General features: G+C 42.0%; 13 protein-coding genes. 5 read left to right on the forward strand and 8 right to left on the reverse strand.

The genetic code is table 11. The annotated features are described in order from the left end of the window. Nucleotides 1-4: 4 nt before the first annotated feature. From rpiA to ACSSVW_RS15480, 4 genes are all read right to left on the reverse strand, one after another. Entirely contained in the window at nt 5-658 is a 654-nt protein-coding gene (rpiA, locus tag ACSSVW_RS15465) for a ribose-5-phosphate isomerase RpiA (protein ID WP_065978661.1), read from the reverse strand. 67 nt (nt 659-725) lie between these two features. Continuing rightward, a complete protein-coding gene (locus tag ACSSVW_RS15470) occupies nt 726-1,322 on the reverse strand; it encodes a 5-formyltetrahydrofolate cyclo-ligase (RefSeq protein WP_182395352.1) in 597 nt (198 codons plus the stop codon). Between the two features lie 13 nt (nt 1,323-1,335). Then, nucleotides 1,336-1,887 carry a hypothetical protein gene (locus ACSSVW_RS15475; protein ID WP_036966421.1) on the reverse strand — a complete coding sequence of 184 codons (552 nt, stop codon included), beginning with the start codon at nt 1,885-1,887 and terminating at the stop codon, nt 1,336-1,338. 117 nt (nt 1,888-2,004) lie between these two features. Further along, nucleotides 2,005-3,522, reverse strand: coding sequence for a S10 family peptidase (locus tag ACSSVW_RS15480; RefSeq protein ID WP_036966423.1), 1,518 nt, complete (start codon nt 3,520-3,522; stop codon nt 2,005-2,007). A 243-nt stretch (nt 3,523-3,765) separates the two neighbouring features. Between ACSSVW_RS15480 and ACSSVW_RS15485 the strand changes: the two genes are divergently transcribed. From ACSSVW_RS15485 to mrcB, 5 genes are all read left to right on the forward strand, one after another. After that, nucleotides 3,766-5,004: a diguanylate cyclase domain-containing protein gene (locus ACSSVW_RS15485; protein WP_036966426.1), complete on the forward strand. Its 1,239-nt coding sequence runs from the start codon at nt 3,766-3,768 to the stop codon at nt 5,002-5,004. Nucleotides 5,005-5,176: 172 nt separating this feature from the next. Next, on the forward strand, nt 5,177-5,515 hold the full coding sequence (locus tag ACSSVW_RS15490; protein WP_036966429.1) for a P-II family nitrogen regulator: 339 nt from the start codon (nt 5,177-5,179) through the stop codon (nt 5,513-5,515). A 9-nt stretch (nt 5,516-5,524) separates the two neighbouring features. Then, complete coding sequence (locus ACSSVW_RS15495; protein WP_036966432.1) at nt 5,525-6,754, forward strand: ammonium transporter; 1,230 nt, start codon at nt 5,525-5,527, stop codon at nt 6,752-6,754. Between the two features lie 165 nt (nt 6,755-6,919). After that, complete coding sequence (locus ACSSVW_RS15500; protein ID WP_074989046.1) at nt 6,920-7,081, forward strand: YqaE/Pmp3 family membrane protein; 162 nt, start codon at nt 6,920-6,922, stop codon at nt 7,079-7,081. A 94-nt stretch (nt 7,082-7,175) separates the two neighbouring features. Then, on the forward strand, nt 7,176-9,503 hold the full coding sequence (gene mrcB / locus ACSSVW_RS15505; RefSeq protein WP_036966435.1) for a penicillin-binding protein 1B: 2,328 nt from the start codon (nt 7,176-7,178) through the stop codon (nt 9,501-9,503). Between the two features lie 63 nt (nt 9,504-9,566). Here the strand turns inward: mrcB and hemL are convergent, their stop codons facing one another. From hemL to ACSSVW_RS15525, 4 genes are all read right to left on the reverse strand, one after another. Next, nucleotides 9,567-10,847, reverse strand: coding sequence for a glutamate-1-semialdehyde 2,1-aminomutase (gene hemL, locus ACSSVW_RS15510; RefSeq protein WP_036966438.1), 1,281 nt, complete (start codon nt 10,845-10,847; stop codon nt 9,567-9,569). 72 nt (nt 10,848-10,919) lie between these two features. Beyond that, nucleotides 10,920-11,936 (reverse strand): aspartate carbamoyltransferase, encoded by a 1,017-nt coding sequence (locus ACSSVW_RS15515; RefSeq protein ID WP_036966441.1) that lies wholly within the window; start codon nt 11,934-11,936, stop codon nt 10,920-10,922. Between the two features lie 105 nt (nt 11,937-12,041). Next, nucleotides 12,042-12,476 carry a CopD family protein gene (locus ACSSVW_RS15520; protein WP_036966443.1) on the reverse strand — a complete coding sequence of 145 codons (435 nt, stop codon included), beginning with the start codon at nt 12,474-12,476 and terminating at the stop codon, nt 12,042-12,044. Between the two features lie 20 nt (nt 12,477-12,496). After that, nucleotides 12,497-14,179: a chloride channel protein gene (locus tag ACSSVW_RS15525; RefSeq protein ID WP_036966445.1), complete on the reverse strand. Its 1,683-nt coding sequence runs from the start codon at nt 14,177-14,179 to the stop codon at nt 12,497-12,499. Between the last annotated feature and the right edge of the window lie 58 nt (nt 14,180-14,237).

A 14,237-nucleotide genomic window follows, 5' to 3' on the forward strand; every position in this document is an offset into this window, starting at 1 on the left:
CTATTTACTTGATTTGCGGCCCATTTTTGGTGCCGATAATAACTTTGTCTGCACCGCGATGGGCAAACAAGCCGTTTGTAACTACCCCAACAATCTGATTGATTGTTAGCTCTAATTCTTTGGCATTGCTGATATCAAGATTATGCACATCTAAAATGATGTTGCCGTTGTCTGTCACTACACCTTGGCGGTACACTGGATCACCCCCAAGTTTTACGAGTTCACGAGCAACGTAGCTGCGAGCCATTGGGATTACTTCAACTGGCAGTGGGAATGCCCCTAATGTCTCAACTTCTTTTGATTCATCAACAATACATACAAATTGTTTTGCTACCGCAGAGACTATTTTCTCGCGTGTTAGCGCAGCGCCACCGCCTTTAATCATTTCGTTGTGTGGGTTGATTTCATCAGCGCCATCAACATAAACATCAAGGCTTTGCACATCATTAAGCTCAAATACTTCAATACCAAGTGCTTTTAACTTTTCAGTTGAAGCTTCTGAACTTGAAACAGCACCCACAAGGGTGTCTTTTACCGTGTCTAGTGCATCAATAAAATGATTTACTGTTGAACCTGTGCCAACACCAACAATGGTGTTTTCTTTTACAAATTCGAGTGCTGCCCAGGCAGCGGCTTTTTTTAATTCATCTTGCGTCATAATTATGTGCTCAGTTGGCTGTCAGAGAGATACTTATTCAAGTGTTCATAGTATACAGAGAGAAGTGCTACCATTGGTAGATTTTCTCTGGGGTGATGATGTGTTTTAGCGGAACATCCCAAGATTCTATTGGTAAAGAAGGCACATGCTGACATTGATGCGCCAGACCGATTAATATCGGCTTTTGCCAGTTCTCTTGGTAGTATCGTGCTAATGTTTTGTCATAAAACCCACCGCCCATACCTAAACGGTTACCTTGATCATCAAATGCCACGAGTGGCATTAATAAAATATCAAGCTTGTCTAAAGGACATATTTGACTGCAATTCAACTTGGGCTCCAAGATACCATAGCGATTTGCAGTCATGGGTGAATTTTCTTCATACCTTTGAAAGTACAAAGTAGTGCCATTAAATGGGTGGATTATAGGCAAATAAAGGGGCGCTTTTTTGTGCCATAATTCTTTAATTAACAATGAAGTATCTAGTTCTCCATCATTGCTAAAATAAATGCCTATACGGGGGTTTTGGGATGTATTTAATGATTTTAGGTGTTGAGTAAAATTCATTTTCAGCGCAATTGCTGCATTTTTTTGTTGCTCTTTGCTAAGAGAATTACGCTTTTTGCGAATAGATTGTCTTATTTCTGCTCGTATGTTGCTCATGTCAATATGTATATTAACTTTCTAAAAATGAGAATAGGTCAGGAAACAGTTCCACAATACCCAGCGCAATTAACAACACAACCACCATGGCAATCAATGAATAGAGCAGGGTGTTTGAACGCTTTTTAACAGGTTCGCAATATGCTTCTTCATCAAGCAAATCTTCTTCTTGCCAGTTATCGGTGCTGCTTAGTTCACTGCTGTTTTCAAGTTCAGGGAGCCGTTGTTCAAGGTCGTCTAGCTTTTCTTCTAAGCGAATAAGACTACTGGTTATGTAGTCAAGCGCATCAAAAATACGCTCATCACGTTGCTTTGCGTCAAGGCCAATACTCGCAGGCTGCTGACTAACTGGTTGTAATTTAGCTTTTATGCCAACACTGGCCAGTAGTTTAGCTTGCTTAAGTGCTTTTTCTTGATCGCTCGGAGCAAACAAAGGTTTGTGCTCAAAAAGCCCTGCAACTTTGTCTGTGCTGGTTTTTAATTTTGCGGCAAGTTGCTCAGTCGCTTGTGTTTGATCTATGCCTGATTCAAGCCCGGCAAACATCACACGAAATTTTTCTGCCATGCTGTGATTTCCAAATCTCTAGAGTGTATGGCTGAAAGTATAAACCTAAATAGATCAATGGATAAACAAAAGCCCGTAAAAACGGGCTTTTTTCTTTTTGCAATTTACTTTGCGTGATTAATATTTGGCGGCTTTGCCTTCTGCTGGCAGCGATTTCAAAATAAATTCACGTAAGTCATTGTTTGATGATTCAAGGTCGGCATGACGTAAATACATCATGTGACCACTGCGGTAGCCTTTAAAGCTTAAGCGATCTTTCATTTTACCACTTGGATCTAACTGCCACATTGTGTATTTAGCGTCAAAGTAGTTTGTTGCACCATCATAGTAACCAGATTGGATCATGACATTCAGGTACGGGTTTTGTGCCATTGCTAAACGCAGGTTTTCGCCAGTGTTATTACCTGAGCGGTCCCAAGGGTGAACATTACCAAATAAGTTGTATTTGATATCAGTTTTGTAATTTAACTCTTCACGTAGGTAGTAGTTAATTGCGGGTGTGAATGAGTGTAACCATGACGTGAGCTCTGCCCAGTAGTCTGGTGATTCACCCGCATCGCGTTTATCAATACCTAAGTAGCGTGAATCTAAACGACCCACCGTTTGACCGCGGTCACGTAGCAGCTCTTTCCAGAAAAAATCAGTTGGAATATCAAGGTTGTTTTGCTCAACAAATTTCTCTGATAAGCCAGCGTATTTAGCTGCTTGCTTGATAATAGCGCGTTTTTCATCAGCTGCTAAAAAGCCCCCTTTAGCAATCGCTGGAAGGAACTTATTTACCGTGAAGTCTTCAACTTCTGGTAGTAGCTCATCTAAGTCTTTAGCTTGTAAATCAGCACTTAAAGCTTTGTGATACCACGCAGTTGCTGCAAAGTAAGGTAAGCGGTTAGCGGCTTCTACAGGGCCTTCGCGCTTAATACCAATTTCAGTTGGTGAGACTAAAATAACGCCGTTGATATACATCCATTGACGGTTTTGTAATTCGTGAGCTAGGCCTGAAACACGGGTTGTACCATAGCTTTCACCAATTAAGAATTTGGGTGAGCGCCAGCGTTCATTGCGCGATACAAAGGTGTTTAACCACTCCGCTAAGTATTTTATGTCGGCATTAACACCAAAGAACATTTTTTGTTGATCAGATTTACTTGGTAGTTCGCCTTTTTCGTTCTCTAATACGCGAGAGTACCCTGTATTCACGGGATTGATGTAAACAATATCTGCAACATCTAAAATTGAATATGGGTTATCTTTAACGCCATAAGGTTGCACAGGGTAACCTTCGTCATCAATTTTTAATACGCGTGGTCCAGTATAAGCAAGGTGCATCCACACTGACGCAGAGCCCGGTCCACCATTAAACGAAAACACCAGCGGGCGCTTTGTACGATCGTCTACTTTATCGCGCTGATAATAGGTGTATTGTAACGTGGCGACGGCATTTCCTTGTTCATCCCAAACAGGCTGGGTCCCAGTGGTTGCAGTGTAAGAGAAGCGCTCACCGTTTATACGTGCTTTGTGTTCAGTCACGACATTGCTGTCTACGTCGATACGACGTTCGTTCTCAGCAAAACTAGGCGTACTAAAGGTCAATGTTAGGGCGGTCACAGACAAACCAATAAAACTAACGAGTTTCATGTTGATTCCTTATTATTCGAATTGCGGTCATTAAAAAGAAAAGCGCGCGCGATGACAAACTATTGAGACTAGTCACCAATATTAGTCGTTAAACAGAGAAATAATGAGAATGGCTGAGAAAATACCAAAAAGCGCGTTTTTTTATTAAAGATAGTTTGGTTAAATATTTAGCTAAATTGAAAAATAACGTATATTTAGCAAGTTTTATGATTTGTAATACATGCTTATAAAAGAGAAGTTGCGATGCAAAGAGTGTTAGTGGTTGAAGACAGTAAAGTAGTACAGCAGGTGTTACGTCACTTGGCTGCCCACTATTTAGATGTGGATGTCGACTTTGCGTGGTCTCTAAAAGAAGGCATTTCCTTAATTGCTAAGCATGAATATACCTTGGCGCTTGTCGATTTAACCTTGCCCGACGCGATGAATGGTGAGGTGGCTAAATACACACTATCAAAAAATATCCCAACAGTGGTTTTAACCTCAAAGATTGACGAATACATTCGCCAACAAATGTTAGAGTTGGGTGTGGTTGATTATGTTGTGAAAGATAATAGAGACTCTTATCACTACGCTATTAAACTCGTTGCGCAGTTACTGCGTAATCATGGTTGTAAGGCGTTGGTTGCTGATGACTCTGTACTTAGCCGCACGTTAATGAAACAAATGCTCGAAAAACAGTTGTTTGAAGTAAGTGATGCCCACGACGGTGAACAAGCATTGCAAATGCTCAAAGACGATCCTGAAATTAAATTGTTGCTCACAGATTATGCCATGCCAACAATGGACGGTTTTGAGCTTGTTAAAGCGGTACGTAATTTTAGAGGCCGTGATGATTTAGCCATTATTGGGTTATCGGGGGCGGGCAAACACGGCTTATCTGCACGCTTTATCAAATATGGTGCAAATGACTTCTTAACAAAACCTTTTATGAACGAAGAGTTCCATTGCCGTGTTATGCAAACCATGGAGCAACTCGCTTTAATTGCCGACATAAAAGAAAGCGCATACCGAGATCACTTAACGGGTTTGTATAATCGTCGTTATTTTTATCAATATGCAGAAAAAGTACTGAAACATGTTGAGCAAGACAATGTGCTTGCCTTATTAGACATCGACTTTTTCAAAAATATTAATGATCAGTTTGGTCATGAGGCGGGCGATCAAGCATTAAAACAGGTCACTTCATTCTTAAAAACAAAATTTGATGACTTTACGATTGCACGTATTGGCGGCGAAGAATTTGCGGTTGTGCTGGACAATATGGGGCTTGAAAAAGCAGAGCTGAGGTTGAATACCTTTAGAGAGCAACTGGCCGAGCACGCGTTTTCTATCAATGGCGAGCCTTATTCATTAACCATGAGTATAGGGATTACGCCATTTTCTAAAGTATCACTGACTGGTGCTATGCGCTTAGCAGATAAAGCGTTATATCAGGCAAAACAGCAACAACGTAATTGCGTGGTTAGCTTACAGTCCAATTAAGTGCACCAGTGCTGGTAAATTGTTAAAAAAATGCACCATGAGGGTGCATTTTTTTTGTTTGAACGTCGTGGTTATCTCTTAACTTATTGAAATTAATTAATAAAAAATAGTGGCACAAAGGTTGGATTACATAAACCAACAGGATAACAATAAGCGTCCGAAGGGGGCCACTATGAAAATGATTAGTGCAATAATAAAGCCATTCAAACTTGATGATGTACGTGAAGCGTTGGCTGATTTAGGCATTGAGGGGATGACAGTTGTCGACGTTAAAGGCTTTGGCCGTCAACGTGGTCATACTGAACTATATCGTGGAGCTGAATACCAAGTCGATTTTATTCCAAAGATCAAACTTGAAATTGCAACGCGTAGCGAAAATTGTCAACGCGTCGTTGATACCATCACAAAAATTGCTTCAACAGGCAAAATCGGTGACGGCAAAATTTTCGTTTACGACCTAGACCAAATTGTTCGTATCCGAACGGGCGAACTAGACGAAGAAGCAATTTAAGGGGGATTTATGGAAAACACGATAGTAGAGTTGAAGTTCTCGCTCGACACATTTTACTTTTTAATGTCGGGTGTATTAGTCATGTGGATGGCAGCTGGTTTTGCCATGTTAGAAGCAGGTTTAGTTCGTGCAAAAAATACAACAGAAATACTAACTAAAAACGTTGCACTGTTCTCTATTGCTTGCACTATGTTCTTACTGGTGGGTTACAACATTATGTATGTTGATAACGCAGAAGGGGGTTTTGTTCCTTCGTTTGGTGCTTTAATTGGCACGCAAGCGTCAGATGCTAATCACTCTTTAGAGTCTGATTTTTTCTTCCAAGTGGTATTTGTTGCAACGGCGATGTCTATTGTATCGGGTGCCGTAGCTGAGCGTATGAAGCTATGGGCATTCTTAATCTTCGCGGTTATTTTAACTGGTTTTATCTACCCAATTGAAGGTTATTGGACATGGGGTGCCGGGTTCTTATCAGAAATGGGCTTTGTTGATTTCGCAGGTTCGGCCATTGTACATGGTGCAGGCGCTGCAGCAGCATTAGCAGGGGTTCTTTTCTTAGGCGCTCGTAAAGGTAAATACGGTAAAAACGGTGAAATTTACCCAATTCCAGGTTCAAACCTACCACTGGCAACACTGGGTACATTAATTCTGTGGATGGGTTGGTTTGGTTTTAACGGTGGTTCACAACTGCTGATCTCTGATGCTGAAAACGCCACCGCTGTAGGTAAAATTTTCCTTAATACAAATGCTGCCGCTGCCTGTGGTGCAATTGCCGCATTGGTTGTCTGTAAAGTGTTATGGGGTAAAGCCGATTTAACAATGGTGCTAAATGGTGCATTAGCAGGTCTTGTAACGATTACAGCTGAGCCAGCGTCACCTTCTCCATTGCTAGCATGTTTACTTGGTTTATTAGGTGGCTCACTTGTGGTGTTTAGCATTGTTGCACTTGATAAAGCGAAAATTGATGACCCAGTTGGCGCTATCTCGGTTCATGGTGTGTGTGGTGCATTAGGTATCATGTTAGTGCCTTTATCAAACTCAGATGCAACCTTTGTTAATCAGTTAATTGGTTTAGTGTGTATCTTAGGTTTTGTGTTCATTACGTCATCAATCGTATGGGCAATTCTGAAAAATACCATGGGTATCCGTGTTACCGAAGAAGAAGAATTAAGCGGTATGGATCAACATGACTGTGGTATTGATGCTTACCCTGAGTTTGTATCAGTTCGCAGTAACTAATTTTAATGCGTGTGCCCAGTGCACACGCTAAATAATATCATTGTGTGTTCAAATCAAAGCTCTACTATTGGTAGAGCTTTTTTGCGTTAAAAATAAGTGTTTTCTTATAGGCGAGAGGTGGTTTTATTGACTATGCTGATAACACTTAACTAAAAAGGGAAAAACATGGATAACAAACTGTTACTAATCATTTTATCGTTATTTTTACCGCCTGTTGCGGTATTTCTGAAAGCGGGCGTAGGTAAAGATTTAATCATCAATATTATTTTGTGTTTTATCTTTTTCATCCCCGCTGTCATTCACTCACTTTGGTTGTGTACACGCTAACCGAGTTTAAGTGACTGTTAATTTTGCAGGTGTTAGTATTGCGCTGTTATGCAAAATATAACCCTGTAAAATTAACTGACCAATAGCGAACTCAATGGCTGATAAAAAAACTCCTGCAAAAAAGTCGTCAGGTAAAAAAACGACGGCAACGAAACGTTCAACTGCAAAGCGTTCAAACGCATCTCAACCGACAACTAAAGTACGTGTGCTTCGAAAAATGTGGTCAATTTTTTGGAAGCTTTCGTTGGCTGTGGTCATTACCATGGTGCTTTATCTTATTTATTTAGATGCCAAAATTACCCGTCAGTTTGAAGGCAACAAATGGCAACTTCCCGCCCAAGTCTATGCGCGCGCAATGAGCTTTTACCCAGGACAGTTCTTGTCTCAACAAGAGGTTGTTTGGGAGTTAAATCGTTTAAATTATTCGTCAGTAAATAAACTAAGTCGTACAGGTCAGTATGTAAAATCTGCTAACACCATTAAAGTATATCGCCGTGAATTTGAGTTTTACGATGGCCTTGAAGAGGCTCATGTTATTGAGCTGCGTTTTTCTGGGCAAAAGTTAGCAACCATTAAAGATAAATTCGGTCGTCGTTTAAACACCGCGCGCCTAGAGCCGGTGCAAATTGCGCGCATTGGTAACGACTCAAAACAAGACCGTGAATTTGTCCCGCTAGATAAGTTTCCAGCGATGTTAAAAGACACGCTGCTGGTGGTCGAAGATCGTAATTTTTATCAACATCACGGTGTGTCTGTTTGGTCAATAATGCGCGCTTTATACAGTAATATTAAAGCGGGTAGAACCGTGCAGGGTGGCAGTACGCTGACTCAGCAATTAGCAAAAAATATATATTTAACGCGTGAGCGTTCATTAGTGCGTAAATTTAATGAAGCATTAATAGCACTGATTTTAGATTACCGTTACAGCAAAGATGAAATTCTCGAAGCGTATTTAAACGAAGTGTACTTAGGTCAGTCTTATAACCAAGGTGTACACGGTATGGGGCTTGCCGCTGATTTTTATTTTTCAAAGCCTGTCGATGAACTTGAGTACGACCAAATAGCGCTACTTGTTGCCATGGTAAAAGGCCCATCGTATTACAACCCTCGTCGTTACAGTGAACGCGCCATGGAAAGACGAGATTTAGTATTGCGCTTAATGGTGGAGAACAAACTCATTGATACGCGTGAATATCGCGCCGCTTTAAAGCGTCCAATCGACATTGCACCTATGAAAGACAGCCTGCAAAAGTCGTATCCAGGTTATTTAGAACTGGTTAATCGTGAACTAAAACGATTACTGCCCGATCAACAGGTATTAGATGCGGGTGTGCGAGTTTTTACCTATTTTGACCTTCAAAAACAAACGGCGATGGAAGAGTCGATAGAAGCAAGTCTACCTTACTTAGAAAAACGCCCTAAAACAGAAGAACTTGAAGCTGCCATGATCTCTGTAAATGTTGAGAAAGGGGGAGTATCGGCACTCGTAGCAGGCCGAGATGTGCGTTACTTTGGCTTTAACCGTGTACTTGATACAAAACGTAATATTGGCTCGTTAGTGAAACCCGCCGTTTATTTAACGGCCTTTGAAAGCGGAAAATTTAATGTAGCAACTTTAGTGGATGATTCACCACTACAAGTAACAAATGAACAAGGAAAAGTGTGGCAGCCTGAAAACTTCGATAAGCAATTCCGAGGCCCAATGCCACTCTATAAAGCGTTTAGTAACAGTGTAAATATCCCAGCGGTCAATACGGGGTTAGATGTAGGTGTTGATAAAGTGGCTGATACACTGAAGCGCTTAGGCGTTGATGAACGTATCGAACAATACCCGTCACTGTTATTAGGGGCGTTAGAGCTTTCAAGTTTTGAAGTGGCTCAGCTTTACACAACGCTTGCGGCAGATGGGCAATATCGTGAGCTTACGTCTATCTCAGCGTTAACAGACTCGGTTGGTAAAGTACTTTATAAACATGATGTTGAATCGCAGAAGCGTTTTGATGATGCCTCTGTATACATGACAAAATATGCCATGAAGCGGGTAACAAAAGATGGCACTGCTAAACGTTTGAATGCCCACTTTCCATCTATTCAACTGGCTGGTAAAACGGGTACAAGTAACGATTTACGAGATAGCTGGTTTGCAGGCTTCGATCAAAATACAGTGACGGTGGCATGGATTGGTCGCGATGATAACAAGAGCACGGGGTTAACGGGCAGTGTTGGCGCACTTGAAGCCTATATTCGTTATCTTAAACCGCTCAATCCTGAAGCGATAGCTGACACGCGTCCAGCATCAGTTCGCTGGGCATTCATTAATGAAGAAACCGGACTACAAGCACCGCCAGGCTGCGGCAAAGTAGTGCAGTTACCAATTCGCGCCAGTGAATTTGAACCACGGCCTCGTTGTATTAGAGATTAAAAGCCGATAAAAAAAGCCCCAGCATTTTTAATGCTGGGGCTTTTTAATTGTTTTCATTGGCCATTATAATTTAGCGAAAGCTCGCTCTGCTGCTGCAATGGTGTCTGCAATTTCTTTTTCAGAATGCTCTGCACATACAAAGCCTGCCTCAAATGCAGAAGGTGCTAGGTATACGCCTTCATCAAGCATTAAGTGGAAGAACTTTTTAAAGCGCTCTAAATCACACTCTGTTGCTTGTTGGTAGCTGGTTACTTTCTCTTTATCAGTAAAGAAGAAACCATACATGCCGCCAGCATAATTGGTTGTTAGGGGAATGCCTGCTTTTTTCGCTGCTGCTTCAAAGCCGTCACATAACGCTTTGCTCTTAGCTTCAAGTTCATCATGTAAACCATCAACACTTAATAGCTCAAGCGATTTTAAGCCGGCAGCCATGGCTATTGGGTTACCTGATAAAGTACCTGCTTGGTAAACCGGACCAACGGGCGCGATATAATCCATGATTTCTTTTTTACCGCCAAAAGCACCCACTGGCATACCGCCACCAATAACTTTACCAAGGCAAGTAAGGTCTGGTTTGATGTTGTAATATGCTTGTGCGCCCCCTAAAGCAACACGGAAACCTGTCATCACTTCATCAAAAATAAGCACTGACTTGTACTCATCACACACCTCACGTAGACCTTCTAAAAAGCCTGGTACTGGTGGGATACAGTTCATGTTGCCAGCAACTGGTTCAACGATGATACAGGCAATCTCGTCGGCGTATTTGGCAAAAATGGCTTTTACTTCGTCTAAGTTATTAAACGACACCGTTAATGTGTGTTTAGCAAAATCCTCTGGAATGCCCGGTGAGTTAGGCACGCCCATAGTCAATGCACCTGAACCTGCTTTAACAAGCAGTGAATCAGCGTGACCGTGGTAACAGCCTTCAAACTTTAATATTTTGTCACGGCCAGTGAAGCCACGAGCAAGGCGAATCGCACTCATTGTTGCTTCAGTGCCTGAGCTCACCATACGTACTTTTTCGATTGATGGAACAAGCTCTTTTACTTTTTCGGCCATTAAAATTTCGGCTTCAGTGGGGGCACCATAGCTTAAGCCATTTTCAACTGCGTCGAGTACTGCTTGTTTAATCGCTGGGTGATTATGCCCCATGATCATTGGGCCCCAAGAACCGACATAGTCAATGTAGCGGTTACCATCGGCGTCGAACGTAAACGGACCTTCGGCTTTGGTGATAAAAAGAGGGGTGCCGCCTACGCCATTAAATGCACGAACGGGTGAGTTAACACCGCCTGGGATTGATTCTTGCGCGCGATTAAAAAGATCTTGGCTAATTGTCATGAATAGTCCTATTTGGTTGTCACGTTAAATGAGAGGTTTGCAAGGGCTCAAGCGAGCCCTAAACGTAGATTATTAGCTGTTACGTTTACGGCTAAACCACGGTACGTTGACTTCATATTGCTCAACTTTGTCAGCAACATCTAAGGTCAGAGCAAACAAGGCCATGCGAATTAATACGCCGTTTTGAACTTGGCGGAAAATTGCAAGGTTATCGTTGCTGTTTAAATCGTTATCAAGCTCGTTTGCTTCTAAACGGCTGTCACGTGGGAGTGGGTGCATCAGTACTGAATTTGGCTTACAGTGTGTGTTGTAAATTGCTTGGCTGATACGGAAACCACCACGGTATTTGTTTGCTTCTTCTTGCGAAGGAAAGCGTTCTTCTTGGATGCGGGTTTGATAAACAATATCTGCCGCAAGGTTGCCTTCCATTTTGTCAACCAGTTGAATTTTATGACCCGCATTATCAACAGCATCTAAAACATAGTCTGGCATTTGTAAGCCGTCAGGCGCGACCATTGAAAATTTAATGTCTTTATAGTGGCACAGTAATTTAGATAACGAGTGAACAGTACGGCCATATTTTAAATCACCAACAAGGGCAATGTGCATACCGTCTATTGGTTGATTAAAACGCCCCAGTTCACGTTCGATAGTTAATAAATCGAGTAGTGCTTGAGTGGGGTGTTCATTAGGACCGTCACCGCCGTTAATGACAGGTACATCACAGCCTGTTGCAAACTCGGCTACCGAGCCTGCGTCTGGGTGACGCATTGCAACGGCATCAGCATAAGCTGAAATAACACGTGCTGTGTCGTACAGTGATTCACCTTTGGCTAACGCTGAGCTTTGCATGCCTGTAGTTTCACGCACTAAACCACCGAGTAGATTAAAGGCGGTGCCAAAGCTGACACGTGTTCGCGTGCTTGGCTCGAAGAATAAATTAGCTAATATAGCGCCTTCTAACACATTGGTGCGCTTTTGCTTTTTAGCATAGGGCTCCATTTTCTTAGCAACTGCAAAAATACGTTCAATACAATCGCGATCAAGTTGATTGACCGACAGGATATTTTCACCTTGGAAACTTAACATGGGGCTTGTTCCTAATCACATTTATAAAGGCGCTGACGCTCTGTATGGGAGGTCGCATAAATTTGCGCCGTACTATAGCAAATTTTTAGCGTACACAGCAGCAAATTATAAGCTAGGTTTAATAATTGCTAATGCGACAATCGCCAATAGAATCAGCACCGGAATTTCATTAAAAATGCGATAAAAACGATCGCTACGTGTGTTGCGATCATGCTTAAAATCAGCCAATAACTTAAAACAGTAGGCATGGTAGATATATAAGATAATAACGAGCACTAACTTATAGTGCAGCCACATGCTGTATTTGAACCATTCACGGCCATATTCAACAATTGTCAGTACCCCAAAAACCAGTGTTAATACCGCAAAAGGGGTAACGAATAACAGTAAGCGTCGCTCCATTACTTTTAACATTGAGTTACAGGCTTTTTCTTCGCTCATGGCGTGGTAAACAAATAATCGTGGTAAGTAGAAAATACCAGCGAACCAAGCAATCATAAAAAATACATGAAACGTTTTGTAAATTAATAGCGCACTCATTTATTGATCCATTTTAATTGTTATAACAGGCTATTGCGTATGGTCAGAATATGTCTAATTTGGTCCCAACGCAAAAGCCCCATAATTTGCTGATTATCAAGTAAGTTATATATATACACCGCACCGCTTCGTTTATCTTTAAGCAAGTCAAAGGCATCCGCGAGTGTGGCTTGGCTACTTAAACCTGCGAGACTGACATATTTAATATTACTGTTTTGATCTGACATCAAGCTCAAGTCATATTCTGCTAGGCGATAGCCATTTTCGTCATCGTGAACAATTAATGGTGTTTGACTGTCAATGGCATCGAGAGATGCTTTTATTTGTTCTTTATCATCGCTGTATAGCAGTTTGAAATGCTCATCCATTTCTTCCATCACGCCCACTTTTTGCAACGCCTCGGTTGCTGGCGAAATTTGATATTCAAGTCCTTGGAAATCCAGTTGTTGCATAAAGATAGAGCGGTTACCAAAGAATTGCAGCGCGGTAACATACGCTGTTGAGATAACGAGCATGGCAGGCACAATAATCTCAGGACTTGAAGTTAGCTCCATCACGGTTGTAAGTGCGGCAAGCGGCGCATGTAAGGTGGCCGCAAGTAAGCCTGCCATTCCAAGCATGCTGTAAGTACCTGCAATATCAACCCCTGGGCTAATAAACTGCGCAAAAAATGCCATTAACGTGCCCATAAGTACGCCTAATCCAATCACGGGGCCAATAATACCGCCGGGTATCCCCAAGCCAATAGCAAATAAAGTTGCTAATAGCTTGGCAATTAAAATGGTCGTCAAAAACTGCACATCATCGGGTGATTCAATGGCAATGGTAATTGCACTCATACCAGAGCCCATCGCATGCGGCACCATGTAGGCAATTAAACCTGCAATTAACCCTGCAAGTAATAAACGTGGAAACATGCTTAATGGTTTAAAAGTGCGAATGATCAACATTAAGTTTTGATTAAACGCATACGCAACTGCTCCCAGCGCCATACCAAATAAGATTAAAAATGGGTAATGCCAGCCACTGAGTGGGTTCATGGTAATAAGCGCCAGTTCAGATGCATCACCAAACACAAATTGGGTGGCGAGTGCGCCTGTCACCGCGGCAAGCATAATTGGTACAAATATGTGTACTTTGTATTCCCTAAGTACGACTTCCATTACAAAGATTACCGCAGCAAGTGGGGTATTGAATGAGGCTGCTATACCCGCTGCAACACCGCAGCCAGTCAGGGTTCTCATGGCATTGTGGGGTAAATGCAATTTATCGGCAAGCAAACTTGCACCCGTTGCTCCCATGTGGACAGAGGGGCCTTCACGACCCACTGAAAAACCACTAATTAACGCCAACGCTCCACCAACAAATTGGTTAACGGTGTTGTACAGTGGCATTTGGCCATAATGCTTTTTGATTCGGTGAATTACAAAGGGGATCCCTAAACGGTAGTGTTTAAAACCCGTTAATGCGGCAAATAAAGCAATTAATAAGGCAGCGCCGACAGGGAGTAATACTCGTTCAAGTGTGGGAAGAGTCGTAAAGTCGTCAGGTTTTTCTAAAAATAAGCTTTGGAAAAACATGATCGTGAGGCGAAATAATATGATCAACACTGCCGCAATTAGTCCCGCACTTACACCAAGTAAGCACAATTGCACAGATGTTTTAGGCTTTGCTAATCGACGCCTTAGCCTTTCAAGCCACATGCATTCTTCCTCACAGCACTTTTGAGCCTGAAGTTTAGCAAATCAAACTCGCTAAGTC

The sequence above is a fragment of the Pseudoalteromonas sp. MBR-15 genome, assembly GCF_053628915.1.

What these genes read in the sequence shown, in the direction of transcription:
- ACSSVW_RS15470 (WP_182395352.1), bottom strand. Translation starts at nt 1,322, where the DNA reads ATGAGCAACATACGAGCAGAAATAAGACAATCTATTCGCAAAAAGCGT.
- hemL (WP_036966438.1), bottom strand. Translation starts at nt 10,847, where the DNA reads ATGACAATTAGCCAAGATCTTTTTAATCGCGCGCAAGAATCAATCCCA.
- ACSSVW_RS15475 (WP_036966421.1), bottom strand. Translation starts at nt 1,887, where the DNA reads ATGGCAGAAAAATTTCGTGTGATGTTTGCCGGGCTTGAATCAGGCATA.
- ACSSVW_RS15515 (WP_036966441.1), bottom strand. Translation starts at nt 11,936, where the DNA reads ATGTTAAGTTTCCAAGGTGAAAATATCCTGTCGGTCAATCAACTTGAT.
- ACSSVW_RS15525 (WP_036966445.1), bottom strand. Translation starts at nt 14,179, where the DNA reads ATGTGGCTTGAAAGGCTAAGGCGTCGATTAGCAAAGCCTAAAACATCT.
- ACSSVW_RS15485 (WP_036966426.1), top strand. Translation starts at nt 3,766, where the DNA reads ATGCAAAGAGTGTTAGTGGTTGAAGACAGTAAAGTAGTACAGCAGGTG.
- mrcB (WP_036966435.1), top strand. Translation starts at nt 7,176, where the DNA reads ATGGCTGATAAAAAAACTCCTGCAAAAAAGTCGTCAGGTAAAAAAACG.
- ACSSVW_RS15520 (WP_036966443.1), bottom strand. Translation starts at nt 12,476, where the DNA reads ATGAGTGCGCTATTAATTTACAAAACGTTTCATGTATTTTTTATGATT.
- ACSSVW_RS15480 (WP_036966423.1), bottom strand. Translation starts at nt 3,522, where the DNA reads ATGAAACTCGTTAGTTTTATTGGTTTGTCTGTGACCGCCCTAACATTG.
- ACSSVW_RS15500 (WP_074989046.1), top strand. Translation starts at nt 6,920, where the DNA reads ATGGATAACAAACTGTTACTAATCATTTTATCGTTATTTTTACCGCCT.
- ACSSVW_RS15490 (WP_036966429.1), top strand. Translation starts at nt 5,177, where the DNA reads ATGAAAATGATTAGTGCAATAATAAAGCCATTCAAACTTGATGATGTA.
- ACSSVW_RS15495 (WP_036966432.1), top strand. Translation starts at nt 5,525, where the DNA reads ATGGAAAACACGATAGTAGAGTTGAAGTTCTCGCTCGACACATTTTAC.
- rpiA (WP_065978661.1), bottom strand. Translation starts at nt 658, where the DNA reads ATGACGCAAGATGAATTAAAAAAAGCCGCTGCCTGGGCAGCACTCGAA.